Source organism: Myxococcus sp. MISCRS1 (assembly GCF_026626605.1).
GTDB lineage: Bacteria > Myxococcota > Myxococcia > Myxococcales > Myxococcaceae > Myxococcus > Myxococcus fulvus.
On the sequence record NZ_JAPNKB010000001.1, the window covers coordinates 8889393 to 8912882 of the forward strand.

Annotated in this window: 26 protein-coding genes; 19 read left to right on the forward strand and 7 right to left on the reverse strand. The window is 70.8% G+C overall.

Going from position 1 to position 23490, the window contains the following annotated elements:
* The first annotated feature begins 13 nt into the window (after positions 1-13).
* From OWM54_RS35680 to OWM54_RS35705, 6 genes are all read left to right on the forward strand, one after another.
* Entirely contained in the window at positions 14-1690 is a 1677-nt protein-coding gene (locus OWM54_RS35680) for a sensor histidine kinase (protein ID WP_223785675.1), read from the forward strand.
* Entirely contained in the window at positions 1687-3030 is a 1344-nt protein-coding gene (locus OWM54_RS35685) for a sigma-54-dependent transcriptional regulator (protein ID WP_141332964.1), read from the forward strand. Before OWM54_RS35680 ends, OWM54_RS35685 begins: the two co-directional genes overlap by 4 nt.
* 230 nt (positions 3031-3260) lie before the next feature.
* On the forward strand, positions 3261-4805 hold the full coding sequence (locus OWM54_RS35690) for a SulP family inorganic anion transporter (RefSeq protein ID WP_223745795.1): 1545 nt from the start codon (positions 3261-3263) through the stop codon (positions 4803-4805).
* On the forward strand, positions 4802-5557 hold the full coding sequence (locus OWM54_RS35695) for a carbonic anhydrase (protein WP_223785674.1): 756 nt from the start codon (positions 4802-4804) through the stop codon (positions 5555-5557). The genes OWM54_RS35690 and OWM54_RS35695 overlap by 4 nt, the downstream gene beginning before the upstream one ends.
* Positions 5558-5656: 99 nt before the next feature.
* Complete coding sequence (locus OWM54_RS35700) at positions 5657-6502, forward strand: sulfite exporter TauE/SafE family protein (RefSeq protein WP_046714866.1); 846 nt, start codon at positions 5657-5659, stop codon at positions 6500-6502.
* Positions 6499-6948, forward strand: a complete 450-nt coding sequence (locus OWM54_RS35705; protein WP_267700311.1) for a DUF1634 domain-containing protein — start codon at positions 6499-6501, stop codon at positions 6946-6948. Before OWM54_RS35700 ends, OWM54_RS35705 begins: the two co-directional genes overlap by 4 nt.
* Positions 6949-6950: 2 nt before the next feature.
* Here the strand turns inward: OWM54_RS35705 and OWM54_RS35710 are convergent, their stop codons facing one another.
* Genes OWM54_RS35710 through OWM54_RS35735 form a run of 6 tightly spaced genes read right to left on the reverse strand, consistent with a single transcriptional unit; the run spans position 6951 to position 12014 of the window.
* The gene (locus OWM54_RS35710; protein WP_267700312.1) at positions 6951-7454 is read right to left on the reverse strand and encodes a SixA phosphatase family protein; all 504 of its coding nucleotides are present in this window, start codon (positions 7452-7454) and stop codon (positions 6951-6953) included.
* A gap of 60 nt (positions 7455-7514) precedes the next feature.
* Positions 7515-8459 carry a metallophosphoesterase family protein gene (locus tag OWM54_RS35715; RefSeq protein WP_267700313.1) on the reverse strand — a complete coding sequence of 315 codons (945 nt, stop codon included), beginning with the start codon at positions 8457-8459 and terminating at the stop codon, positions 7515-7517.
* Between the two features lie 12 nt (positions 8460-8471).
* Positions 8472-9827 carry a sensor histidine kinase gene (locus tag OWM54_RS35720; protein ID WP_141327730.1) on the reverse strand — a complete coding sequence of 452 codons (1356 nt, stop codon included), beginning with the start codon at positions 9825-9827 and terminating at the stop codon, positions 8472-8474.
* Positions 9828-9847: 20 nt separating this feature from the next.
* Positions 9848-10528: a response regulator gene (locus OWM54_RS35725; RefSeq protein WP_046714861.1), complete on the reverse strand. Its 681-nt coding sequence runs from the start codon at positions 10526-10528 to the stop codon at positions 9848-9850.
* A 56-nt stretch (positions 10529-10584) separates the two neighbouring features.
* Positions 10585-11094 (reverse strand): hypothetical protein, encoded by a 510-nt coding sequence (locus OWM54_RS35730; RefSeq protein WP_141327734.1) that lies wholly within the window; start codon positions 11092-11094, stop codon positions 10585-10587.
* Entirely contained in the window at positions 11091-12014 is a 924-nt protein-coding gene (locus tag OWM54_RS35735) for a tetratricopeptide repeat protein (RefSeq protein ID WP_141327736.1), read from the reverse strand. The genes OWM54_RS35730 and OWM54_RS35735 overlap by 4 nt, the downstream gene beginning before the upstream one ends.
* Positions 12015-12178: 164 nt before the next feature.
* Here OWM54_RS35735 and OWM54_RS35740 point away from each other — a divergent pair, with 164 nt between their 5' ends.
* Positions 12179-12781 (forward strand): YceD family protein, encoded by a 603-nt coding sequence (locus OWM54_RS35740; protein ID WP_141327738.1) that lies wholly within the window; start codon positions 12179-12181, stop codon positions 12779-12781.
* Positions 12782-12919: 138 nt separating this feature from the next.
* Here the strand turns inward: OWM54_RS35740 and rpmF are convergent, their stop codons facing one another.
* Positions 12920-13108 (reverse strand): 50S ribosomal protein L32, encoded by a 189-nt coding sequence (gene rpmF / locus OWM54_RS35745; protein WP_046714857.1) that lies wholly within the window; start codon positions 13106-13108, stop codon positions 12920-12922.
* A gap of 524 nt (positions 13109-13632) precedes the next feature.
* Here rpmF and plsX point away from each other — a divergent pair.
* From plsX to nusB, 12 genes are all read left to right on the forward strand, one after another.
* Complete coding sequence (gene plsX / locus OWM54_RS35750; protein ID WP_267700314.1) at positions 13633-14694, forward strand: phosphate acyltransferase PlsX; 1062 nt, start codon at positions 13633-13635, stop codon at positions 14692-14694.
* A 198-nt stretch (positions 14695-14892) separates the two neighbouring features.
* Complete coding sequence (fabD, locus tag OWM54_RS35755) at positions 14893-15825, forward strand: ACP S-malonyltransferase (RefSeq protein WP_141327742.1); 933 nt, start codon at positions 14893-14895, stop codon at positions 15823-15825.
* A gap of 4 nt (positions 15826-15829) precedes the next feature.
* Positions 15830-16576, forward strand: coding sequence for a 3-oxoacyl-[acyl-carrier-protein] reductase (gene fabG / locus OWM54_RS35760; protein ID WP_141327744.1), 747 nt, complete (start codon positions 15830-15832; stop codon positions 16574-16576).
* Positions 16577-16680: 104 nt separating this feature from the next.
* A complete protein-coding gene (acpP, locus tag OWM54_RS35765; protein WP_046714853.1) occupies positions 16681-16923 on the forward strand; it encodes an acyl carrier protein in 243 nt (80 codons plus the stop codon).
* Between the two features lie 84 nt (positions 16924-17007).
* Positions 17008-18264: a beta-ketoacyl-ACP synthase II gene (gene fabF, locus OWM54_RS35770; protein ID WP_267700315.1), complete on the forward strand. Its 1257-nt coding sequence runs from the start codon at positions 17008-17010 to the stop codon at positions 18262-18264.
* A 20-nt stretch (positions 18265-18284) separates the two neighbouring features.
* Positions 18285-18728: a ribose 5-phosphate isomerase B gene (gene rpiB / locus OWM54_RS35775; protein WP_046714851.1), complete on the forward strand. Its 444-nt coding sequence runs from the start codon at positions 18285-18287 to the stop codon at positions 18726-18728.
* 38 nt (positions 18729-18766) lie between these two features.
* The gene (gene glyA, locus OWM54_RS35780) at positions 18767-20023 is read left to right on the forward strand and encodes a serine hydroxymethyltransferase (RefSeq protein ID WP_267700316.1); all 1257 of its coding nucleotides are present in this window, start codon (positions 18767-18769) and stop codon (positions 20021-20023) included.
* 41 nt (positions 20024-20064) lie between these two features.
* Positions 20065-20568, forward strand: a complete 504-nt coding sequence (nrdR, locus tag OWM54_RS35785; RefSeq protein ID WP_223745806.1) for a transcriptional regulator NrdR — start codon at positions 20065-20067, stop codon at positions 20566-20568.
* 10 nt (positions 20569-20578) lie between these two features.
* Positions 20579-21742 (forward strand): bifunctional diaminohydroxyphosphoribosylaminopyrimidine deaminase/5-amino-6-(5-phosphoribosylamino)uracil reductase RibD, encoded by a 1164-nt coding sequence (ribD, locus tag OWM54_RS35790; protein WP_223745807.1) that lies wholly within the window; start codon positions 20579-20581, stop codon positions 21740-21742.
* Positions 21743-21850: 108 nt separating this feature from the next.
* Complete coding sequence (locus tag OWM54_RS35795) at positions 21851-22510, forward strand: riboflavin synthase (RefSeq protein ID WP_267700317.1); 660 nt, start codon at positions 21851-21853, stop codon at positions 22508-22510.
* Between the two features lie 40 nt (positions 22511-22550).
* Positions 22551-23054, forward strand: a complete 504-nt coding sequence (gene ribE / locus OWM54_RS35800; RefSeq protein ID WP_046714846.1) for a 6,7-dimethyl-8-ribityllumazine synthase — start codon at positions 22551-22553, stop codon at positions 23052-23054.
* A gap of 3 nt (positions 23055-23057) precedes the next feature.
* Positions 23058-23489 (forward strand): transcription antitermination factor NusB, encoded by a 432-nt coding sequence (gene nusB / locus OWM54_RS35805; RefSeq protein WP_141327756.1) that lies wholly within the window; start codon positions 23058-23060, stop codon positions 23487-23489.
* The last annotated feature ends 1 nt before the right edge of the window (position 23490 follow it).

Genomic DNA, 23490 nt, shown 5'->3' on the forward strand with positions numbered 1-23490 from the left:
GGGCGAGCACGCCATGACCCCGCCCGAACCGCCTCCCGCGCCACCCTCCACCGCGCCCCTGCGCCACCTGCCGGTGCCCACGCTGACGCCCACGCCGGGGCAGCTGGCGCAGGAGCAGCGGCGGGGGGGCCGCTCGGCGCTCCTGGGGCTGGGCCTGGTGGGCGTGGTGGCGCTGACGAGCCCCGTCCTCGGCTACCTCGAGGATGTGGACAACGCGCGGGAGGAGCTGCTCGGCCACCTGTCCAACCAGGCCCGGGTGCAGGCGGACGCGCTGGGGGTCCACCTGCTGCTGCTGGAGGCGGAGCTGGCGCGCGTCGCGGGCCATCCCATGCTGCTGCCCGAGGACGGCGCGTCCCCGGCGGAGCAGGCGCTGCTCGACAGCGCCTTCTACCACTCGTCGCTCTTCTCGGAGGGCGTGGCGCTGCTGGGCCCCAAGGGGGAGCGCGTGTGGAGCGACCCGCCCGGCATGTCCCTGGGCGCGACACCCATCACCCGCAGGCCCTGGTTCCAGCGCATGGTGGAGAGGAAGGCGCCCACCATCGACCTGCTGGAGGGCGAGGGCGGCCCGCTGGTGGTGGCGGTGCCCATGATGAGCGAAGGCCAGCTCAAGGGGGTGCTGCTCGGCGAGGTGCGCACGGAGGCTTTGCCCACGCGCGCCACGGAGGAGACGGCGCTGTTCCTGATGGACGCGCGCGGGCGGCTGCTGCTGCCGTCGGCGACCTTCAGCCACGCGGAGGACTTCTCGCAGTCGCTGCGCGCCCTGGCGAAGGCGCCCGGGCCGCTGATGCTGGAGGGCACCCGGCTGATGGGGGCCGCGGCGTGGGTGGGACGCAGCGAGCTGCTCTTGGTGGTGCTCGAGGAGGAGCAGTCCGCCACCGCGGGCCTGCGCTCGCGCTTCCTGCGCCAGCTCGCCTTCCACATCGCGCTGCTCACCTGCACGCTGGGCCTGTTCCTCGTCCTGCTGCGTCACTCCTACCGCTCGCTGCTCGCGGCGGAGGAGCGGCTGCGTCGTCAGGAGACCATGGCGGCGCTGGGCACGGCGGCCGCGCTCATCGCCCACGAGGTGAAGAACGCGCTCAACGGCATCCAGGCGGCGCTGTCGGTCTTGAGGACCACGCCCGCGGGCAGCGAGCTGCCCGTCATCGGCCTGCGCTCGCAGGTGGAGCGGCTGGGGCACCTGGCGCGCTCGCTCTTGTCGTTCGGCGCGCCGCGTGCCGCGCTGCGCCGCAGCTGCGAGCTGCATCTGTTGGTGGGAGAGGCGCTGCAGTCGGTGCGCATGCTGCCGGAGTCGGAGACGGTGGAGCTGCGCACGTCGCTGGAGGAGCATCTCACCGTGCAGGGGGACGCGGCGCTGCTGGTGTCCGCCGTGGACAACCTGGTGCGCAACGCGGTGGAGGCGGGCGCGGTGGCGAAGGACACGGGCCTGCGCCCCTCGCCGTGGGTGTCGGTGAGCCTGTCGCGCGAGGGCCCGGAGGCGGTGCTGGTGGTGGAGGACAACGCGGGCGGGGTGGACCCCCGGCTGGAGCCCCGGCTGTGGGAGCCCTTCGCCACCGGACGGGCCAAGGGCGTGGGCCTGGGGTTGCCCATGGCGCGCACGTCCGTGGAGGCACATGGTGGAAGCCTGACCTATACCCGCCGTCCACAGGGCAGCCTCTTCACGCTGCGGTTGCCCCTGGAGCGCACCTCATGAGCACCCATCTGTTGCTGGTGGATGACGACCGGACCTTCGCCTCGCTGGCGGCCACCGTGCTGCGTCACGAGGGCTTCCGCGTGACGCTGGCGCACTCGCTCCATGACGCGCGCGCGGCGCTCGCCCGGCAGGCCCCCGAGGTGGTGGTGCTCGACAGGCGCCTGCCGGACGGGGACGGCATCGACTTCCTGCCGGAGCTGCGCGCGCAGTTCCCGGACACGGCGGTGATGATGGTGACGGCGCACGGCGACATCGCCAGCGCGGTGGACGCCATCAAGCAGGGCGCGCGCGACTACCTGTCCAAGCCCGTGGAGCTGGACGACCTGGTGCTGCGCGCGCGCAGGGCCGCGCAGGACCTGCAGCTGCACGAGCGGCTGCGCCAGGCGGAGAGCGAGCTGGGCGGGCGGCGTCGGCTCTTGCGTCCGCGCGCGCCGGCCATGGTGGAGGCGCTGCAGATGATCGAGCGCATCGCCACCGCGCCGCGCAGCCCGGTGCTCATCACCGGCGAGACGGGCGCGGGCAAGGAGGTGCTCGCGCGCCACCTGCACAACGTGCAGGGCGGGCAGGGGCCCTTCGTGCACGTCAACTGCGCGGCGCTGCCGTCGGCGCTGGTGGAGAGCGAGCTGTTCGGCCACGAGCGGGGCGCCTTCACCGACGCGCGAGCGGCCCGGCGCGGGCTGGTGGAGGTGGCCGACGGCGGCATCCTCTTCCTCGACGAGATTGGCGAATTGCCGCTGAGCCTGCAGGCCAAGCTGCTCACGTTCCTGGACCAGGGCGCCTTCCGGCGGCTGGGCGGGACGACGGAGCTGACGAGCAACGCGCGCGTGGTGACGGCCACCAACCGCGACCTCACGCGCGAGGTGGCCGAGGGGCGCTTCCGCGAGGACCTCTACTTCCGGCTCAGCGTCTTCCGCGTGGAGATTCCGCCCCTGCGCGAGCGGCGCGAGGACGTGCTGCCGCTGGCGGAGTCGCTCCTGGTGGAGCTGTGCGCGGAGCTGGGGCGCAGGCCGGTGGACTTCTCCAGCGCGGCGAAGGCCCGCCTGGAGCGCTACCGCTTCCCGGGCAACGTGCGCGAGCTTCGCAACGTGCTCGAGCGCGCGCTGGTGCTCGAGTCCGGCCCCGCGCTGGAGCTCCAGGCGCTGGAGCCCCGCGGCAACCAGGGCCCCGCCGCGGTGGACCCGGACGCCTTCGTCGTCTCCGGAGGCCCCCGCACGCTCGACGAGGTGGAGCGGCTCTACGTGAAGCACGTGCTGGGCAGGCTGGAGGGCCGCCGCATGGAGGCCGCCAAGGCCCTGGGCCTGTCGTATCCCACCTTCCTGCGCAAGCTCGAGGAGTCCTGAGCCGCCGTCCCACGGCGGCCGCCCGGGGCAGGGGACTTCAAGTTCCTTGCTCAAGTTTCTTGAAGTCGGCCCCCGGCCACTGAAGTTTCCTTTCATCGCCCGCCCTCCCTTGATGGGGGATTCGCATGTGAATCCAAGGGGTTGGTGCGTGGCACATTCATTGCCATGACGCGCCGCGAGACTCAGCGTGCGCCACCCCCGGTGGCGTCTTCTCGTGGAGGTGTATGGCGATGTCGACGAGTCATGGGAACGCTGGCTCGGCCTGGAAGAACCTGGCCGCTGACCTGCCCGCTTCCTTGGTGGTGTTCCTGGTGGCGTTGCCGTTGTGCATGGGCATCGCCCTGGCCTCCGGTGCGCCGATCGTGTCGGGCCTCATCGCCGGCGTGGTGGGCGGCGTGGTGGTGGGCCTCTTGGGCGGCGCGCCGATGCAGGTGAGCGGCCCCGCCGCCGGCCTGGCGGTGATGGTGTTCGGCTTCATCCAGACCATGGGCCTGGCGATGACGTGCGCCGCGGTGGCCGCCGCGGGCCTGCTGCAGATGGCCTTTGGTGGGCTGAAGGTGGCGCGCGCGGCGCTGGCCATCTCCCCCGCGGTGATTCACGGGATGCTGGCCGGTATCGGCATCCTCATCGTGCTGGGGCAGATCCACATCGTGCTGGGCGGCAGTCCCCAGTCGAGCGCCTGGCAGAACATCAAGGAGCTGCCCGAGCAGCTCATCGGGCTGCACGGCCCGGCCGCGCTGCTGGGCCTGGTCACCATCGGGTTGATGGTGGTGTGGCCGTTCATCGGCAAGGGCAAGCTGAAGCTGGTGCCCGCGCCGCTGGTGGCGGTGGTGGGCGCGACGGCGGTCTCGGTGTTCTGGGGCGCGGACGTGGCGCGCGTGCAGCTGCCGGAGAACGTGTTCAGCAGCATCCAGCTGCCGGCGCTGCCCGCGGCGGGAAGCTGGGGCACGTTCATCGCGGCGGTGCTGTCGCTGGCGCTGGTGGCGAGCGCGGAGTCGCTCCTGTGCGCGGTGGCCACGGACAAGATGCACACGGGCCCCCGGGCCAACCTGGACAAGGAGCTGTTCGCGCAGGGCGTGGCGAACACGGTGTCGGGTCTCATCGGCGGCCTGCCGATCACCGGCGTCATCGTGCGCAGCGCGGCCAACCTCGCCGCGGGCGCGAAGTCGCGCTGGTCGGCCGTCATGCACGGCCTGTGGCTCCTGCTCTTCGTCACCACGCTCGGCTCGGTGGCGGGCCTGGTGCCGCTGACGGTGCTGGCCGGTCTGCTCGTCGTCGTCGGCACCAAGCTGGTCAACCTGCACCACATCCGCGAGCTGCAGAAGCGCGGCGAGGTGCTCGTGTACGCGGTGACGGTGGCGGGCGTCGTCGGCATCAACCTGCTGGCGGGCATCGGCCTGGGATTGCTGGTGGCCATCCTGCGGTTGTTGTGGCGGCTGGGCAGCGTGAAGGTAGACGTGAAGCAGGTGCAGGACGAGTACCTCGTCCAGGTGTCCGGCTCGCTCACCTTCGTGGGTGTCCCCCGTCTGTCCATGGCGCTGGCGCAGGTGCCCGCGGGGAGCAAGGTCCGCGTGGACCTGGCCGTGGATACGCTGGACCACTCGGGCTTCGAGGCCATCGAAAGCTGGAGTGACACGCATCGCAAGACGGGCGGCTCGGTCGTCATGGAGTCGCTCGAGGAGGTCTGGGTCCGCAGCGGGACGTCCAAGACCTCGAGTCCTGTCCTGGGTCACCAGGTTCCCAACAACACTCTCGCCTCAGAAGGTGCCCGATGAAGAAGCTCATTCGTGGTCTCTTGGACTTCCAGCTCAAGAGCCGGCCCGCCTACCGGGACGTGTTCGCCAGGCTGGCGAAGGGTCAGTCTCCGGATTGTCTCTTCATCTCCTGCTCGGACAGCCGGCTGGTGCCCAACCTCATGGTGTCCACGGACCCCGGCGACCTGTTCGTCGTGCGCAACGTGGGCAACATGGTGCCCGCGTCGGACGCGCAGGGCGTCTCCACGGGCGACCAGTCCGAGGCCGCGGCGCTCGAGTTCTCCATCGCCAACCTGGAGGTCCAGGACGTGGTCATCTGCGGCCACTCGAGCTGCGGCGCCATGAAGGCGCTGCTCGCGGGCGGTCAGGTGCCCGGCGCGCCGAACCTGTCGGCGTGGCTTTCGCACGGCAACGAGTCGCTCAAGACGTTCAAGGCCGGAAGCAAGCTGGGGGAGGACCTTCCGGACTACGACCGCCTCTCGCAGCTCAACGTGCTCCAGCAGTTGGAGCACGTGGCCTCCTACCCGCTCGTGAAGGAGCGCGTGGCGGCGGGCAAGCTGCGGCTGCACGGCTGGTGGTTCGACATCGCCAACGCGCAGGTGCACGTGTGGCGTCCGGCGCATGGCCGCTTCATCCCCATGACGGAGCTGGTGGGGGAGGCGCTCCTGCGCGAGCTGGGCGGCGACGCGCTGACCCCCGGCGAGGGCGCGGCGGCGAACCAGTCCAACGGCGCGGGCGCGGTGCACCTGTCGGCCGTGGCCAGCGGCCACTAGTCGTCTCGTAGCAAGCAGGCAAGGGGCACGGCCCGTCCTGGGCTGTGACTCCTGATTGGAAATCGGACCGGGGAGAGGAAGGATGCGGCCCGGCGCCGCATGACACCCTTCCTCTTCACGTTCGTCGTCCTCGCCTTCTCCGTGGGGGCGGGCCTGTTGGGCTCGCTGCTGGGGATTGGCGGCGGGCTCATCCTCATCCCCGTGCTGACGCTGCTGTTGAAGGTGGACATCCACTACGCGGTGGGTGCGTCCATCGTCTCCGTCATCGCCACGTCCAGCGGCGCCGCGGCTGCGTACGTGCGCGAGCGGATGGCCAACCTGCGCGTGGCCATGTTCCTGGAATTGGCCACCACGGCGGGCGCGCTCACCGGGGCCTTCCTGTCGGGTCGGGTGGGCGGGCGTGGGGTGTACCTGGTCTTCGGCGCCGTCATGGCGTACTCGGCGCTGGTGATGCTGCGCCGGCTGAAGTCGGGCGCGGTGCCCACCGAGGTGCCCGAGGACGCGCTCGCGGACCGGCTGGGGCTGCACGGCAGCTACTTCGACGAGTCGCTGGGACGCGAGGTGGGCTACCGCGTCACCCGGCCCGTGGCGGGGCTGGGGCTGATGTACGTGGCCGGCACGGTGAGCGGCATGCTGGGCATCGGCTCGGGCGCGCTGAAGGTGCCGGCCATGGACCTGACGATGCGGCTGCCGCTGAAGGTGTCCACGGCGACGAGCAACTTCATGATTGGCGTCACGGCGGCGGCCAGCGCGGGCGTGTACTTCGCGCGAGGCCACATCGACCCGTTCATCGCGGGGCCCGTGTGCGTGGGCGTCACGTTGGGCGCGTGGCTGGGCTCGCGGCACCTGATGGCCCGGGTGAATGCCGCGTGGCTGCGCGCGCTCTTCGTGGGCGTGTTGCTGTGGGTGGCCTTCGAGATGCTGCGCAAGGGGTGGACGTCATGAGCGAGCCTTCGTCGAACGAGCCCCGCGTGGAGGTCCGCGCGGTGGTGGTGCCTCCTGCGGGGGACGCCCCGCTGAGCGCGGAGCTGCTCATCAGTGACCTGCTGCGCTACGGCGTGTTCGCCAGCATGGCGTTGGTGACGCTGGGCACGGTGGTGACGTTCTTGCGCCACCCCGACTACCTGGTGTCGTCGGAGGCGCTGGAGCGGCTCACCGCGCCGCACCCGGTGCCGCATGGGCTGGCGGACGTGGTGGCCGGCGCCCTGGCCGCGCGCGGGCAGTCCTTCGTGATGGCGGGCCTGTTGGTGATGATGGCCGTGCCGGTGATGCGCGTGGCGCTGTCGCTGCTCATCTTCCGGCAGCAGAAGGACAGGCTCTACGTGGCCATCACCACGTGCGTGCTGACGCTGCTGCTGGTGTCCTTCCTGGTGGGCGCGGCGGAGGGCTGACGTCAGCCTTGCGTGTCGTAGCGCTTGAGCGAGCGGCCCGGCGCGGCCCACCACTCGAGCTGGTAGCCGCCGTCGTCGTCGAGGGCCCGCAGGGCCACCGCGGTGCCCTTGCGCAGCTTGTCGGGGGCGCGGGTGTCCTCGCCGAGCGCGAGCGCGAGCGCCTTCTCCAGCGAGGGGTTGTGGCCCACCAGCGCGAAGCCCGGGCCCAGCTCGTGGGCGAGCTTCAGGATGCGACGGGCCGCGCCCTTCTTCGGCAGGAGCGCGGGGTGGACGTCCACCTGGGCCAGGCCCAGGGCCTCGGCGAGCAGCTCCGCCGTCTGGACGGCGCGCACCAGGGGGCTGGTGAGGATGCCGCGCAGCGGCGTGAGGCGGGCGAGCTTGCGCGCGTGCTGGCGGAACAGCGCGCGGCCTTCGGGGGTGAGTGCGCGGGCCTCGTCGCCCAGCACGTGGGCCTCCTCGGCTTCGGCGTGGCGGACGAGCAGCAGGGGCAGTTCGCGTGGGGACATGGTGGCCTGCCCTCAACCACCCGGCGCGCCCCGACTCAAGCAACGCCCTGGCGACAAATCTCAGCCGTCCAGGTCGTTCAACACATCCAGCGGCAGCGGCGCCGCGTCCGTGACGGTGCCGTCCATGTCCGTGGGCAGGGAGGTGGGGTCCACCTCCGGGGGCGCCCGGCCCTCCATCGGCACCGCCGCGTTGCGGATGGGCGCGCCCGGCGGGGGCCGCAGCACGGGGCCCGGAGGCGGCAGGCCGGAGTGACGGCGCGCGGCCTCCATCAGCGCGTGGTGGTGGCGGTAGCGTGCCTCCACCAGCTTGTGGATGAGCAGCGGCCCGCCCGGCACGCGCCGCGCGGTGAGCGCCTGGGTGGCCTTGCGCACCGGGTAGCGCACGCGGCGGATCTGCACGCGCCAGCCCTTGGGCGTGTACGTGAAGACGCCGTAGGCGGGGCGCAGGTCGCCGTCGCGGGGGATGCCCGCGCTGGCCACGTCCGCGATGAGCATGCGGCCCACGCGGCGGCGGTAGGGGAAGTGCAGGTGGCCGAAGGCGCACGCGGCCGCGTCCAGGTGGGCGAAGTAGCGGCGCACCGCCACGTCATCCAGCGTGGGGTCCAGCGACTCCTCGAGGTTGCGCGGGTTGGCGTGGCACACGAAGAGGTCCTGCCCCTTGCGCGGCGTGTAGCGCACGGAGAAGGGCAGGGCGCCCAGCTTGCGCAGGTGCTCCTCGCCCAACTGCTCCCGCGTCCAGCGCAACAGCTCCGTCTTCCAGTGGTCCCGCTCCCGGTACGCACCCCCCAGGTAGTTCCCGGCGAGGTAGCAGTCCGTGTTCCCCATCAGCACGGAGTCGCAGCGGTCGAAGATGAGGTCCACCGTCTCGCGAGGGTGCGCGCCGCGCAGCGCCAGGTCTCCGGCCGCGACGATGAAGTCGGGCGCCACCGAGCGCTCGATGTCCTCCAGCACGGCCTCGCAGGCGGGGAGGTTGCCGTGAATGTCCGCGAGGATGGCGACCCGCATGGTCGCGCCATCCTATCCCGTCGCAGACCGCGCGGGGGCCGCCTGGGGCAGAAAAATGGTGAAGGTGCTGCCCTCGTTCGGTTGGCTCTCGACCTTGACCTCGCCGTCCATGGCCTGGAGCAGGTGTTTCACGATGGAGAGCCCCAGTCCCGTGCCGCCCATGTCCCGGCTGCGACCCTTGTCCACCCGGTAGAAGCGCTCGAAGATTCGCGACAGGTGGCGCGGCTCGATGCCCACCCCCGTGTCCCGCACCCGCACCACGCACCGACCGTCCTCGCACGCTCCGTCCACGTCCACCCGCCCGCCCGCCGGCGTGTACTTCACCGCGTTGTCGAGGAGGTTGAGCAGCACCTGCTCCACCGCGCGCGGGTCTCCCACCGCCCGCAGGCCCGCCGGGACGTGGAGTGAAACCACGTGGCCCTTGCCCTCGGCCTTCAGGCGCACCGTGTCGGCCGCCCGGGCGGCGGCCTCGGCGAGCGAGACTTCCCCGAGTTTCAGGTTCACCTCGCGCGACTCCAGCCGTGACAGCTCCAGCAGGTCCTCCACCAGCTCGGAGAGGCGCTCGGACTGACGGTGGATGATTTCCACCATGCGTGGGGCCATCTTCGCGTCCCCGAGCGCGCCGCCCTGGAGCGTCTCGGCGTAGCCGCGGATGGCGGTGATGGGCGTGCGCAGCTCGTGGGACACGTTGGCGACGAAGTCCTTGCGCACCTTCTCCAGCCGCCGCAGCTCGGTGACGTCGTGGAAGACGGCGGCGCTGCCGGGCAGGTCCTTGCCCAGGGGCGTCACCCGGATGGACAGGGTGCGGGGGAACAGCCCCTCGAGCGACAGCTCCAGGTGCCGGGAGGCGCCCTCGCGGCAGGCGCGCATGACGGCGTCATGGAGCTGGTCGTCGCGCAGGATGGCCAGGGGGCGCTGGCCGACGAGGGAGGCGCCAGGCTGGAGGATGCCGCGCAAGGCGTCGTTGTGGCGCACCACCGTGCCCTCGGCGTCCGTCACCCAGACGCCCTCGGCCATGCTGTCCAGCACGGCGGTGAGCGTGCGCGTCTCCTGGCTCAGCTCGGTGTTGCGCGCGGACAGGCGCGCGTGCAGCGAGTCGATGGCGCCCTCCAGGCTCGCCACCTCCTCCAGCCGGTCCGGGTCCGGCGTGGGCCCGTTGCCGCCCTCGGCGCGGCCGCGCGTGCTGCGCTCCAGCCGGTCCAACTGGCGCTGCAGCGCGCCGCGGCTGAGCCCCAGCGCCATGAGCGAGCCGGCCAGGGTGATGAGCGCCACCGGCACCGCGCCGCTCGGCGTCCCGAGCGAGGCCACGAGCAGTCCCACCACCGTGGCGGGCAGGAGCAGGGGGAGCAGCGTGTAGCGCAGGGGCATGGCGCGTGGGGGCTCGTCGGCTACGGAGGGCTGAGCTTGTAGCCCACGCCGCGCACCGTCTCGATGATGTCACCGGCGGGGCCGAGCTTCTCGCGCAGCCGCTTGATGTGCGTGTCCACGGTGCGGGTGTGGATCTCGGCCTGGATGCCCCAGACGTCGGACAGGAGCACCTCGCGCGTCTGCACGCGGTCGCTTCGCTCCAAGAGCGTGCGCAGCAGGCGGAACTCCAGCGCGGTGAGGATGACCTCCTCGTTCTTCACGCGCACCTGGTGGCGGGAGGTGTCCAGGAGGATGTCGCCCGCGGCGAGCACCTGCGCGGGCCCCTCGTCGGCGTCGCCCCGGCGCAGCACCGCCTTGACGCGCAGGAGCAGCTCGCGCACGGAGAAGGGCTTCACCACGTAGTCGTCCGCGCCCAGCTCCAGGCCCTGCACGCGGTCGGACTCCTGGCCCTTGGCGCTGACGATGATGACGGACGTCTTGCGCAGCTCCGGGTCCTGCTTGAGCATCCGCAGCACCTCGCCGCCCGCGATGTCCGGCAGCATCAGGTCCAAGAGCAGCAGGTCCGGCGGGTTGGCGCGCGCGCGGGCCAGGCCCCCGGCGCCCGTGTTGGCGGACTCGGTCTCGAAGCCGGCGGCCCGCAGGTTGTATTCGACGAGGCCGGCGAGGTCCTGCTCGTCCTCGATGATCAGGATTCGCGTCATGGCGTCCTCTTAAGGCGGTGGGCGGCGCTGTGCCCGGAGCGTGGGCGCACGGCTGCTCAGGGGGCGATGCTCGGGTCGCAGGACTGCTCGGTCAGCACCAGCGGCGCGGCGAGCACCGGCGCGTTGTTCCCGGAGTTGACCACCTGCAGGTAGTTGCAGGAGCTGCCCAGGAAGCGCGAGGGCGAGCCCACGGCGATGGCCTCGATGACGAGCGCGTAGTCGCGCCCCACCGGCACGTCCACCTCGAGCGCCTGGCTGCCGCCGTTCTCCAGGGCCGCCATGTCCACGGTGAAGCGCAGCGCGCGGCCCTCGTTGCCGCGCGAGTCCTCCAGCATCACGAGGTCCTCGCGCTTCACCTGTGTGTTGAGGCAGGTGCGCTGCAACTCCGTGCAGCTGCGGCCCGAGCCGTTCTTGAGCACGCTCACCTGGAGCGCGTGGACCTCGTTGGCCACCGCGCGCGACATCGTCACGTCCAGCGGGAAGCGGCCGGCGTGGGAGGAGGGGGCATCACCGCACGCGAGGAGCAGGGCGGCGAGCGGCAGGACGTTCAGGAGGCGCAGGCTCATGGCTGGGAGGGGTCCACGCGGATGGTGATGGGGACGCGGCCGCGATCTTCGGACGAGGTGAGGGCGACGACGCCCGCGGTGCCGCCGATGGCCACCGCGCCCACGGCCACCCAGAGCCAGGGGCTCTTGTACCAGGGGCGGCCCTCGGAGGCCTCGGCGGCCGTGGCCGTGGCCTTCTCGGGGGCGACCTGGAAGAGCAGCGGCTGGAACGAGTCACCGCGGCCGGCGAGCCGGCGCTGCGCCGCGTCCACCACCTCGAAGTAGTACTCGACCTCGTAGGGCTCGGGCTCCAGGGGCACGTCGTAGGCGGGGACGACGGCGCGGAAGCGCTCCTTCTCGCCGCGGTCCTTCACGAAGTCGACGGAGTTGTACGCCTGGCCTCCGGCGCGTCGGTAGAACAGCCGCGCGCGGGCGCCGAGCGCCAGCTCCTGGATGGTGGCCTCCACGACGATGGGCTCTCCGCCGCGCGGGTCCGGAATCGGGTCCACGTCCAGGGTGACGGGGCGCACGCGCCGGCTGCGGATGTCCTCCTTGATGCGCGCGTAGAGCGAGCGCAGCTTGGGCGGCGCCGTGCGGGGCAGCTCGTAGTCGGGCCGGGCCTGGAGCAGCTTCTCGTAGGCCTCACGCGCCTGGTGCTCGTCGCCCAGGTAGAGCGCCGTGAGGCCGAGCAGGCGGTAGAGCTCCACCAGCTGGTCGTCCGTGACATCCGGCGCGTCCAGCCCTTCCTGGAGCGTGCGTCGGGCCTCCTCGAACTCACCGTCGTCGATCTGCTCGCGCGCGCGGTCGATTTGAGGGCTGGTGGGGCCGAGCTGTGAGAGGACGGGCGCGGGGAAGAGCGGACGGGCCAACCCGGGGGGCGCCAGGAGGCCCACGACGAGAAAGAGCGCCCCCACCCGCGACGGCGAATCATGCCTGTGCATCAAACCGACCCTAGCAAAGCGTTGTCTGGAGGATCCACGAAGGCCACTCCACCGGTGGTGACGGCGGCGTGACATCTTCGCGGTGCTGTGGAACCCGGGCGTGTTGACGCTGGAGGGTCCGCCTTCTATGTTGCCCGCCCCATTTTGACCGGGAAGTCGCGTAAATGCTCGTAAAGGTTGAACAAATTCATGAGTCCGGGCTGAAGCTGGACGAGCCCATCGCGCAGGAGCTGCTGAGCGCCGCGCTGGACGGCGAGTCGTCTGGCCAGGAGACCGGCTTCCGAGCGACGCGGGCCTCCCAGCTCAAGGCGTCGCTGCGCAAGGTGAGCGGCGGCGTGCTGCTGGAGGGGAAGTTCACCGCCCAGCTGACGGCCCCCTGCAAGCGCTGCCTGAAGGACGTGGAGCTGGCCCTGCCCGTGTCCTTCACCCTGAACCTGGTGCCCGAGTCGCTGGCCCGCGGCGACGACTTCAAGGACGACGACGAGAAGTCCATGGAGAAGAAGGAGCGGCAGCAGGGCGAGACGGGCGGCTCGTTCGAGCTGGACGACGCCGACCAGGAGCTCTTCGATGGGAAGACCATCCACCTGGACCCCATCCTCCGCGAGCAGCTGCTGCTGGCGCTGCCGATGAACCTCGTCTGCAAGGAGGACTGCAAGGGCCTGTGCTCGCAGTGCGGCACCAACCTCAACGAGGCGACGTGCCAGTGCGACACCCGGCCGGTGGACCCCCGGCTGGCGAAGCTCAAGGACATCAAGCTCAACAACTGAAGTCTGGATGATTGCTCACGGCCCCGCGCGGTTGGCGGGGTCGTGAAAAGAGCAAGGGCCGCGACCTCCGGAAGCAGGAGGCGCGGCCCTTCGCACTGAAGCGACGCTCCCGGGAAGGGGAGCGTCAGTGAGGCAGACTCAGGCCTCGGCCTGGGGCAGCAGCTCGCGGCCCTTGTACTGGCCACAGGACGTGCAGGCGCGGTGAGGCATCACCGGCTCCTTGCAGTTCGGGCACTTGGTCACCTGCACCGCGGTGCGCAGGTTGTTGTTCGCCGCACGACGGCGGTCACGACGCATCTTGGAAGTACGCTTCTTGGGGACGCCCACGGCTCACCTCTGTCTCACGCGCTGTGCCGGGGTCCCCGGCTCCCTGCGCAACATGTCGGTCCAACGCCGGGCTGGAAGCGGTCGCGATCAACTCGCGTACTCCCCGTCCGGCATGAAAGGCGGCGGACCCTAGCGGCTCACAAGGTCCGAGTCAATGAGCGTGTATGGCTTGGATCCATCATCCAGACCTCGGCGCTCGAAGGCCACCCCGGGGCCAGATATCCCATGGGGCGCGTCGGGACAACGCTCGTGACGCCCAGCCCATTCTGCGCCACCGCGCGGATCATCCCTGGAGCCCTGGAGCCGCGGATCCACGCCGCCCGCCCGGCTGACCTCCACCCCAGGTACGGGACACCGATGCGGAGCGTCTCCCGGGCCGTCGCCCACCTGCTCCCACCCCACGTGGCGGGGCCAGCGATTCGTTGCCCCCCTGGGAGGTTCCTGGTCTCCTGCGCGCCGCCTCGCGCCCGGAAGGTGCGGGCCGGGTGGGACATGACACGCGCACAGACGAGGGGACGGCAGGGATGAGGCTGGTCCTGGACGCGATGGGGGGCGACCATGCCCCGGCCGCTCCGGTGGAGGGTGGCGTGCTCTTCGCCCGCGCCCACCCCGAGCATCAGGTCGTCCTGGTGGGGGACACCGCGCGGGTGACGCCCCACCTGGGCCGGGGGCTGCCGCCGCCGAACCTCCGGGTGCACCACGCCTCGGAGGTGGTGGAGATGGACGACCACGCCTCCACGGCCTTCCGCCGCAAGCGCGACTCATCGCTGCGCGTGGGCTTCGAGCTGGTGCGCGACGGCCACGCGGACGCGCTCGTCTCCGCGGGCAACTCCGGCGCGGTGATGGCGGGAGGGCTGATGACACTGGGGCGGCTGCCGGGCGTGGAGCGTCCGGCCCTGGCCGCGCTCTTCCCCGCGCTCAAGGGCGGCGGGCGCTGCCTGCTGCTGGACGCCGGCGCCAACGTGGATTGCAAGCCCTCGCACCTGGCCCAGTTCGCCGTGCTGGGCGAGGCCTACGTGCGCCTTCGCATGGGCGTCTCGCGCCCCCGGGTGGCGGTGCTCTCGAATGGAGAAGAGGCCTCCAAGGGAACGCCCCTGACGCGCGAGGCGAGCGAGCTCTTGCGCCAGTCGGACCTGGACTTCGCCGGCTACGTCGAGGGCAAGGACCTGTTCTCCGGCGACGTGCAGGTGGTGGTGACGGACGGCTTCACCGGGAATGTCGTCCTCAAGACATCCGAGGGCGTGGGCATGGGCGTCATCGGGCTGTTGCGGCAGGCCATCGAGAAGCGGGGCGGCCTGTCGGAGAAGCTGGGCGCGATGCTGCTCCAGCCCGCCCTGGCGGGCCTGCGCAAGATGGTGGACTACGCCGAGGTGGGCGGGGCTCCCCTCCTGGGCCTGCGTGGGGTGGGCATCGTGGCCCATGGCCGCTCGTCCCCACGCGCCATCCACAACGCGCTGGGTGCCGCGCTGGCCACCGCCCAGGCCGGACTGCAGGAGGAGTTGACGCGATGCATCGCCCGCGCCGCGTCCTGGCTGCCTGCCCACCCGAGGGGAAAAAAGGGGACAGAGCAATCGGTTTCCGATTAGAGAGCGGACGCCTGGGCATTGGGCTGCGACGGGTCTCCTCGAGGTGACGTCAGGACCGGCTGGAGACAGGACGCGCCCCGCGACCCACGACGTCGGGTGAGTGCTTCCCGGCGGAGGACCGTGGCCCGGGGGATGTCGGCGCGAAGGCGCCCGATGTCACAGGACGGATTTGGACGTATCAGGAGGCAGAGACCGCACATGGCGAAGGTCGCATTCGTGTTTCCCGGGCAGGGCAGCCAGGCCGTCGGGATGGGCAAGGACCTCTTCGAGAAGTTCCCCGAGGCCCGCGCCGTCTTCGAGGCCGCGGACGACGCGCTCGGAGAGTCGCTCTCCAAGCTCTGCTTCGAGGGACCAGAAGACGCGCTGAAGCTCACGGCCAACACCCAGCCGGCCATCCTGACGGTGTCGGTGGCGGCGCACGCGGTGTTCGCGAAGCGCGGGCCCCAGGCGGCCTTCGTGGCCGGCCACTCGCTGGGCGAGTACTCCGCGCTGGTGGCCGCGGGCGCCATGTCGCTGGGCGACGCGGCCCGGGCCGTGCGCGCGCGCGGCAGCTTCATGCAGGAGGCGGTGCCCGCGGGCGTGGGCGCCATGGCGGCGGTGCTGGGGCTGGAGCCCGCCAAGGTGAAGGCGGCCTGTGACGCGGCGGCGGAAGGGCAGGTGGTGTCGCCGGCCAACTACAACTCGCCCGAGCAGACGGTGATTGCCGGCGACGCGGCGGCGGTGGAGCGCGCGGGCGTCAAGTGCAAGGAGGCCGGCGCCAAGCGGGTGATGCCGCTGCCCGTCTCCGCGCCCTTCCACTGCGCGCTGATGGAGCCGGTGAAGCCCCGGCTGGCGGCGGTGCTGGGCGGCGTGAAGCTGTCGGCGCCGGCGGTGCCGGTGGTGACGAACGTGGAGGCGCGGCCCAACCAGGACGTGTCCCGCGTGGTGCCGCTCCTGCTCGAGCAGGTGAGCGCGCCGGTGCGGTGGATTGAATGCGTGGAGGCGCTCAAGGCCGAGGGCGTCACGCGCGTGGTGGAGCTGGGGCCGGGCAAGGTGCTGTGCGGGCTGGTCAAGCGCATCACCAAGGACATCGAAACCTTCAACGTCGAGGACGCCGCGAGCCTGGAGAAGGTGCTCGCGGCGCTGGGGTGAGCGCATGAGCTTCAAGGACAAGGTGGTGCTGGTGACGGGTGGCTCGCGCGGCATCGGCCGGGCGTGCGCGGTGGCGTTCGCCAAGGCGGGCGCCTCCACGGTCATCATCAGCTACGCGGGCAACGAGGCCGCGGCCCAGGAGACGGTGGGGATGCTCACCGCCGCCGGCGCCAAGGCGGAGTCGGTGCGCTTCGATGTGTCGGACACCGCCGCGTGCGCCGCCGCCATCGAGGGCATCGTCAAGAACCACGGCCGGCTGGACGTGCTCGTCAACAACGCGGGCATGGCCGTGGACGGCCTGGTCATGCGGGTGAAGGACGACGACTGGGACAAGCAGCTCGACGCCAACCTGCGCGGCCCCTTCGCCCTCATCCGGGCCGCCAGCCGGCCCATGATGAAGCAGCGCTCGGGCGCCATCGTCAACGTCACCTCCGTCGTGGGCGACATGGGCAACCCCGGCCAGTCGGCCTATTCGGCGGCCAAGGCGGGCCTCGTGGGCCTGACGAAGACGGTGGCCAAGGAGCTTTCCAGCCGGGGCATCCGGGTCAATGCCGTTTCGCCCGGCTTCATCAGCACGGACATGACGGCCCACCTGAACGACGAGCTGCGCCAGAAGATGGTGGAGGGCATCCCGCTGGGGAGGCTGGGCAGCCCGGAGGAGGTGGCCCAGGCCGTCCTCTTCCTCTCAGGTGACGCTTCCTCCTACATCACCGGCGAGGTCCTCAAGGTCAACGGCGGCATGTACATGTAACCCAAGGTTGGATTGCCAGCGGGCGTGGGATATACCGCGCCGGCTTTCGACAGGGCTCGGGAAGCCTTCCGGGCCTACATCTGGTTCCTGGAGGGTTCAGCATTATGTCGACGTCCGCTATTGAGGCCAAGGTCAAGAACATCATCGCCGACCAGCTCGGCGTGGGAGAGGACGAGATCAAGCCCGAGTCGTCCTTCATCGAAGACCTTGGCGCCGACAGCCTCGACATCGTCGAGCTCGTGATGGCGATGGAAGAGGAGTTCGAGGTCGAGATTCCCGACGAGGAGGCCGAGAACATCAAGACCGTTGGCGACGCCATCAAGTACGTCACCGACCACAAGAAGTAGACAGCACACAGCGTGCCGGGGGGCGGGGTGACGCCGCGTTGAAGCGCGGCGTCCCCGGCGTCTCAGGCGCCACCGGAGAGGACCGTGTCACACCGTCGAGTCGTCATCACCGGTACCGGGCTCATCTCGGCACTGGGCACAGGAACCGAGAAGAACTGGCAGGCGCTGCTTGCTGGCACTTCAGGCATTTCCCTCGTCACCCGCTTCGACCCCAAGAAGATCGACACGCGAATCGCCGGCGAGGTTCGGGACTTCGAGCCGGAGAAGTTCATCGACAAGCGCGAAGTGCGCCGCATGGACCTCTACGCGCAGTACGCCATGGCCGCCGCGGCGATGGCGGTGGAGGAGTCTGGGCTGCCGGTGGGCCCGGACGCGCCGCACGGCTATGTGCCGGAGCGCGTGGGCGTCATCGTGGGCTCGGGCATCGGCGGCATCTCCTCCTTGGAGGAGCAGCACCGCAAGGGCCTGGAGAAGGGGTTCGACCGGCTGTCGCCCTTCTTCATCATCCAGATGATCGTCAACATGGCGCCTGGGCTGATCTCCATGCGCTACAACTGCAAGGGGCCCAACTGGGCTCCGGTGTCCGCCTGCGCCACCAGCGCCCACGCCATCGGCGAGGCCTGGAAGTCCATCAAGCTGGGCGAGACGGACGCGGCCATCGCCGGCGGCGCCGAGGCGGCCATCACCCCGCTGGGGCTGGGTGGCTTCTCGGTGATGAAGGCGCTGTCCACGCGCAATGACGACCCGGCGGCGGCCAGCCGTCCGTTCGACAAGGACCGGGACGGGTTCGTCATGGGCGAGGGCGCGGGCATGCTGGTGCTCGAGGAGATGGAGGCCGCGAAGAAGCGCGGCGCGAAGATCCTCGCGGAGCTGGTGGGCTACGGCGCCAACTCGGACGCGTACCACGTGACGCAGCCGGCGCCGGAAGGCGAGGGCGCGGCGCGCTGCATGCGGCTGGCGCTCCAGTCGGCGGGGATGAACCCGGAGGACGTGGGCTACATCAACGCGCACGGCACCTCCACGCCCTTCAACGACGCGAACGAGACCAAGGCCATCAAGGCGGTGTTCGGCGAGCACGCCCGCAAGGTGGCGGTGTCGTCCACCAAGTCCATGACGGGCCACATGCTCGGCGCGGCGGGTGGCTACGAGGGCGTGGTGAGCGCGCTGGCCTTGTCGCGCAACATCCTGCCTCCCACCATCAACCAGACGACGCCCGACCCCGAGTGCGACCTGGACTACGTGCCCAACCAGGCGCGAGAGCTCCGGGTGGACGCGGTGATGAGCAACTCGTTCGGCTTCGGCGGCACCAACGCGGTGCTGCTGTTCAAGCGCTTCCAGTAACGGGGAGCGAGGAGACCCGCGTGAAAGTCATTCTCGCTTCGGACCACGCGGGCCTGGAGCTCCGCCAGGAATTGGTGGCGGCGCTCCAGGAGCGGAAGGTGGCCCACGAGGACGTGGGGCCCTTCGCCCGGGACTCGGTGGACTACCCGGACTTCGCCGCGCGCGTGGCGAAGGCGGTGACGTCCGGCGAGGCCACGCTGGGCGTGCTGGTGTGTGGCACCGGCATCGGCATGAGCATCGTCGCCAACAAGCACAGGGGCGTGCGAGCGGCCCTGTGCACCACGGAGTTCGAGGCCCGGATGGCGCGGGCCCACAATGACGCCAACGTGCTGTGCCTGGGCCAGCGCGTGGTGGGGGCCGGCGTGGGCCGGGCCATCCTGGAGGCGTTCCTCGGCACGGCGTTCGAGGGCGGTCGCCACGAGCGCCGCGTGCAGAAGATTCGCGAGGCCGAGTCCCAGGGCTAGCGGCCTTCGCAGTACCCGTCGTCGTGAGGAGATCAGCCATGGAGAACACCCGCACTCTGGCCGAGGTGGACCCCGAGATTGCCCAGGCCGTGCGTCATGAGACCGAGCGCCAGGAGCAAGGCCTGGAGCTGATCGCCTCGGAGAACTTCGTCAGCCCCGCGGTGATGGAGGCGGTGGGCTCGGTGCTCACCAACAAGTACGCGGAGGGCTACCCCGGCAAGCGCTACTACGGCGGCTGCGAGGTGGTGGACGTGGTGGAGAACCTCGCCATCGACCGCGCGAAGCAGCTGTTCGGCGCGGACTTCGTCAACGTGCAGGCGCACTCGGGCAGCCAGGCGAACATGGGCGCGTACATGGCGCTGATGAAGCCCGGTGACACCATGCTGTCCCTGGACCTGAACTCCGGCGGCCACCTCACCCACGGCGCCACGTTCAACTTCTCCGGCAAGCTCTACAAGGTCGTCCACTACGGCCTGACGCGCGACACGGAGACCATCGACTTCGCCCAGGTGCGCCAGCTGGCCCTGGAGCACAAGCCGAAGGTCATCGTCGTGGGCGCCAGCGCCTACCCGCGCACGCTCGACTTCGCGAAGTTCCGGGAGATCGCCGACGAGGCGGGCGCCTCCATGATGGTGGACATGGCGCACATCGCGGGCCTGGTCGCCGCGGGCGTGCACCCCTCGCCGGTGCCCTTCGCGGACATCGTCACCACCACCACGCACAAGACGCTGCGCGGTCCGCGCGGCGGCCTGGTGATGGGCAAGGAGCCGTACGCGAAGTCCATCAACAGCCAGATCTTCCCCGGCATCCAGGGCGGCCCGCTGATGCACGTCATCGCCGGCAAGGCCGTGGCCCTGCGCGAGGCGCTGACGCCGGAGTACAAGGCGTACCAGAAGCAGATCGTCGCCAACGCGAGCGCTCTGGCGGAGGCGCTCCTGTCCGCGGGCCTGCGGCTGACGTCCGGCGGCACCGACAACCACCTGATGCTGGTGGACCTGCGGCCCAAGAAGCTGACGGGCAAGGTGGCCGAGGCGGTGCTCGACAAGGCGGGCATCACGGTGAACAAGAACATGATTCCGTTCGACCCGGAGAAGCCGATGGTGACCTCCGGTGTCCGGGTGGGCACGCCCGCCATCACCACGCGCGGCATGCGCGAGGCCCAGATGGCCACGGTGGGCAAGCTCATCGGCGCCGCGCTGGACGCGGCCCAGGACGACGCTGGGCTCGCGCGCATCCGCGGGCAGGTGAAGGAGCTGGCCCAGAGCTTCCCGCTGTACGCCTCGCGTCTGAAGTAGCTCGCCGCTCGTTCGCCGACAGGAGATTCTCTCCCGCCTCCATGCGTTGCCCGTTCTGCCAGGATGCCGAAAACAAGGTCATCGACTCGAGAGAGTCACACGAGGGCTCCGTCATCCGGCGGCGCCGCGAGTGTCTGGCCTGCAAGCGCCGCTTCACGACGTACGAGCGGGTGGAGGAGCTCTACCCGCTCATCGTGAAGAAGGACGGCCGGCGGGAGGCGTTCGACCGCGAGAAGATCGTCAGCGGCCTGAAGAAGGCCTGCGAGAAGCGCCCCGTCTCCGCCGACAAGCTGGAGGAGACGGTGGTGGCCATCGAGCGGCTCTTGCAGGGCATGGGCGAGAAGGAGATCAACTCGTCCGTCATCGGCGAGGAGGTCATGCGCCGGCTGCAGCAGATGGACGAGGTGGCCTATGTGCGCTTCGCCTCCGTGTACCGCAGCTTCCGCGACATCTCCGAGTTCATGCACGAGCTGAAGGACCTGCTCGAGGACCAGGAGCGCGAGCGCAAGGCGAAGCCGCCGCTCCTCCCGGGCCGGGGCAGTTGAAGGAGAACGGATGAGGCTGCTCACGCGGGCAAAGCTCGAAGCCACGAGGGCGCCCCGGGCGAAGCGGGCGGCGGACTTCGACCGCGCGGTGGCCGAGTTCTTCATGCGCATCGCCCTGGAGGAGGCCGCCAAGGGCCTGGGCCGCACCAGCCCCAACCCCGTCGTGGGCGCGGTGCTGGTGAAGGGCGGCCGCATCATCGCCCGCGGCTACCACAAGAAGGCGGGCACCGCGCACGCGGAGGTGGTGGCGCTGGAGGCCGCGGGCGCCAAGGCGCGGGGCGCGGACCTCTACTCCACGCTGGAGCCGTGCGACCACTACGGCCGCACGCCGCCGTGCAGCCTGGCCATCATCGAGGCGGGCGTGCGCCGCGTCTTCTGCGGCTCGGCGGACCCCAACCCCAAGGTGAGCGGCAAGGGCGTGGCGCGCATGCGCCGCGCGGGCGTGAAGGTCGTCACCGGCGTGCTCCAGGCGGAGGCCGACAAGCTCAACCGGCCCTTCTTCAAGCTCATCCGCACGGGCATGCCCTGGGTGACGCTCAAGGCCGCGGCCACGCTGGACGGCAAGCTGGCCACGGCCACGGGGGACTCGCGCTGGGTGACAGGTGAGAAGGCGCGCGAGTGGGTCCACCGGCTGCGCGACTCCGTGGACGTCATCCTGGTGGGCGCCAACACCGTGCGCCACGACGACCCCAAGCTCACCACGCGGCTGCCCGGCGGCGGGGGCAAGGACGCGCTGCGCGTGGTGGTGGACAGCCGGCTGCGCCTGTCGCCGCGCTACACCGTCTTCAACCAGAAGAGCTCCGCGCGCACCATCATCGCCACGCTGGAGGACCCCGAGGGCCGCAAGGCCCGGCGCTTCCTCGCCCAGGGCGTGGAGGTGTGGCAGGTGCGCCCCAAGGCGGACCGGGTGGACCTGAAGGCGCTCCTGCGCAAGCTGGCCCGCTCCGGCCACAACCACGTGCTCGTGGAGGGCGGCGCGGAGATGTACGGCTCCTTCCTGCGCGAGAAGCTGGCGGACGAGCTGGCGCTGTTCCTCGCGCCCAAGCTGCTCGGCCGCGAGGGCATGTCGTGGGCCGGGGACCTGGGCGTGAAGGAGATGGCCCAGGCGCTCGCGGTGAAGGACCTCACCTTCGAGCAGCACGGCCCGGACATCCTGCTCCAGGCGCTGCTCTAGGCACTTTCGGCGCCCATGAGCGGGGCGCATGGTGTCGGTGAATGACGGACACATCGGCGCGCCGGACGAGGGCGACCCGCGGGGCCGTTCGTTATAAGCCTGGGCATCATGTTCACCGGGCTCATTCAGGACATCGGCAGGGTGGAGCGCGTCATCCCGGGTGGGATGACGGACTTGTGGATTCGCACGGCGCTGGGGGCCTCGGGCTTCGCGCTGGGCGAGTCGATCGCCGTGGATGGCGCGTGCCTCACGGTGGTGGAGCGGTCCGGGGACACCTTCCGGGTGCAGGTGGCGCCGGAGTCGCTCAGGCGCACCACGCTGGACGGGGTGCGGCCCGGGGACCGGGTCAACCTGGAGCGGGCGCTGGCGCTGGGGGACCGGCTGGGCGGGCACCTGGTCTCCGGGCACGTGGACCAGGTCAGCTCGGTGCTGGAGACCTACCCGGAAGGGGGCTCGTGGGTGATGGTGTTCGGCCTGCCGGAGTCCCTGGCGCCGTACTTCATCGAGAAGGGCTCGGTGGCCATCGACGGCATCAGTCTGACGGTCAACAGCGTGGGCGCGGACCGCTTCGGGGTGCAGCTGATTCCGGAGACGCAGGAGCGCACCACCCTGCGGGCCAAGGCGGTGGGGGCCCGGGTCAACCTGGAGGCGGACCCGATTGGGAAGTACGTGGCCCGGCTGTTCTCGCTCCAGCGCGGGCAGGTGGGCGCTTCCCCGGGTGGGGTGACGGAGGCGACCGTCCGGGCGGCGGGCTTCGGCACGCCGTAGCAGGCGACGGCGGGGGCGCGGGTGGTGTAGGAAGCCCCGCATGCCTCGCTACATCGAAGGTGACTTCCTCCCCCCCAAGGGCCGCTTCGCCATCTGCGTTGCCCGCTTCAATGGCTTCATCACCGAGGAGCTGGCCAAGGGCGCCGTGGACACGCTGGTGCGCCACGGCGTGGCCGACGCGGACGTGGACGTGTACCGCTGCCCCGGCACGTACGAGCTGCCCGGGCTGGTGCGCCGCGTGACGGAGTCGCGTCAGTACGTGGGCGTCATCGCCCTGGGCGCCGTCATCCGCGGCGGCACGCCCCACTTCGACTACGTGGCCGGCGAGTGCGCCAAGGGCATCGGCGCGGTGGCCTTCAACGCGGCGGCGGCCAACCCCGCGACGTCCGTGACGTTCGGCGTGCTCACCACCGACACGGTGGAGCAGGCCATCGACCGGGCGGGCGTGAAGGCGGGCAACAAGGGCGCCGAGGCCACGCTGGCCTGCATCGAGATGGTGAACCTGTACGCGCGCATCCCCGCGCTCGACGCGAGGAAGGGGTAGTCCATGGGCGCGCGCAGAACGGGACGTGAGCGGGCGTTGCAGGCGCTCTACCAGCTGGAGATGGCGCCGGGGACGTCGGTGTACGAGGCGCTGGAGTCGGCGTGGACGGCCTCCGCCGAGGCCGAGGAGCAGAAGCGCGATCCGGACGCGGTGAAGTTCGCCCGCGAGCTGGTGGACGGCGTGCAGGGCCACCGCGCGGAGATCGACCGGCTCATCGAGTCGCACAGCCACAACTGGCGGTTGGACCGCATGTCCCGCATCGACCGCAACGTGCTGCGCGTGGGCATCTTCGAGCTGAAGTACCGTCCGGACATCCCCCGCAAGGTCACCATCAACGAGGCGGTGGAGCTGGGGAAGAACTTCGGGACGGAGGAGTCCAGCGCGTTCGTCAACGGCCTGTTGGACCGGGTGGCGGTGGCGCTCAAGAAGGACTGAA

What these genes read in the sequence shown, in the direction of transcription:
- OWM54_RS35680 (WP_223785675.1), top strand. Translation starts at nt 14, where the DNA reads ATGACCCCGCCCGAACCGCCTCCCGCGCCACCCTCCACCGCGCCCCTG.
- OWM54_RS35685 (WP_141332964.1), top strand. Translation starts at nt 1,687, where the DNA reads ATGAGCACCCATCTGTTGCTGGTGGATGACGACCGGACCTTCGCCTCG.
- OWM54_RS35690 (WP_223745795.1), top strand. Translation starts at nt 3,261, where the DNA reads ATGTCGACGAGTCATGGGAACGCTGGCTCGGCCTGGAAGAACCTGGCC.
- OWM54_RS35695 (WP_223785674.1), top strand. Translation starts at nt 4,802, where the DNA reads ATGAAGAAGCTCATTCGTGGTCTCTTGGACTTCCAGCTCAAGAGCCGG.
- OWM54_RS35700 (WP_046714866.1), top strand. Translation starts at nt 5,657, where the DNA reads ATGACACCCTTCCTCTTCACGTTCGTCGTCCTCGCCTTCTCCGTGGGG.
- OWM54_RS35705 (WP_267700311.1), top strand. Translation starts at nt 6,499, where the DNA reads ATGAGCGAGCCTTCGTCGAACGAGCCCCGCGTGGAGGTCCGCGCGGTG.
- OWM54_RS35710 (WP_267700312.1), bottom strand. Translation starts at nt 7,454, where the DNA reads ATGTCCCCACGCGAACTGCCCCTGCTGCTCGTCCGCCACGCCGAAGCC.
- OWM54_RS35715 (WP_267700313.1), bottom strand. Translation starts at nt 8,459, where the DNA reads ATGCGGGTCGCCATCCTCGCGGACATTCACGGCAACCTCCCCGCCTGC.
- OWM54_RS35720 (WP_141327730.1), bottom strand. Translation starts at nt 9,827, where the DNA reads ATGCCCCTGCGCTACACGCTGCTCCCCCTGCTCCTGCCCGCCACGGTG.
- OWM54_RS35725 (WP_046714861.1), bottom strand. Translation starts at nt 10,528, where the DNA reads ATGACGCGAATCCTGATCATCGAGGACGAGCAGGACCTCGCCGGCCTC.
- OWM54_RS35730 (WP_141327734.1), bottom strand. Translation starts at nt 11,094, where the DNA reads ATGAGCCTGCGCCTCCTGAACGTCCTGCCGCTCGCCGCCCTGCTCCTC.
- OWM54_RS35735 (WP_141327736.1), bottom strand. Translation starts at nt 12,014, where the DNA reads ATGCACAGGCATGATTCGCCGTCGCGGGTGGGGGCGCTCTTTCTCGTC.
- OWM54_RS35740 (WP_141327738.1), top strand. Translation starts at nt 12,179, where the DNA reads ATGCTCGTAAAGGTTGAACAAATTCATGAGTCCGGGCTGAAGCTGGAC.
- plsX (WP_267700314.1), top strand. Translation starts at nt 13,633, where the DNA reads ATGAGGCTGGTCCTGGACGCGATGGGGGGCGACCATGCCCCGGCCGCT.
- fabD (WP_141327742.1), top strand. Translation starts at nt 14,893, where the DNA reads ATGGCGAAGGTCGCATTCGTGTTTCCCGGGCAGGGCAGCCAGGCCGTC.
- fabG (WP_141327744.1), top strand. Translation starts at nt 15,830, where the DNA reads ATGAGCTTCAAGGACAAGGTGGTGCTGGTGACGGGTGGCTCGCGCGGC.
- acpP (WP_046714853.1), top strand. Translation starts at nt 16,681, where the DNA reads ATGTCGACGTCCGCTATTGAGGCCAAGGTCAAGAACATCATCGCCGAC.
- glyA (WP_267700316.1), top strand. Translation starts at nt 18,767, where the DNA reads ATGGAGAACACCCGCACTCTGGCCGAGGTGGACCCCGAGATTGCCCAG.
- nrdR (WP_223745806.1), top strand. Translation starts at nt 20,065, where the DNA reads ATGCGTTGCCCGTTCTGCCAGGATGCCGAAAACAAGGTCATCGACTCG.
- ribD (WP_223745807.1), top strand. Translation starts at nt 20,579, where the DNA reads ATGAGGCTGCTCACGCGGGCAAAGCTCGAAGCCACGAGGGCGCCCCGG.
- OWM54_RS35795 (WP_267700317.1), top strand. Translation starts at nt 21,851, where the DNA reads ATGTTCACCGGGCTCATTCAGGACATCGGCAGGGTGGAGCGCGTCATC.
- ribE (WP_046714846.1), top strand. Translation starts at nt 22,551, where the DNA reads ATGCCTCGCTACATCGAAGGTGACTTCCTCCCCCCCAAGGGCCGCTTC.
- nusB (WP_141327756.1), top strand. Translation starts at nt 23,058, where the DNA reads ATGGGCGCGCGCAGAACGGGACGTGAGCGGGCGTTGCAGGCGCTCTAC.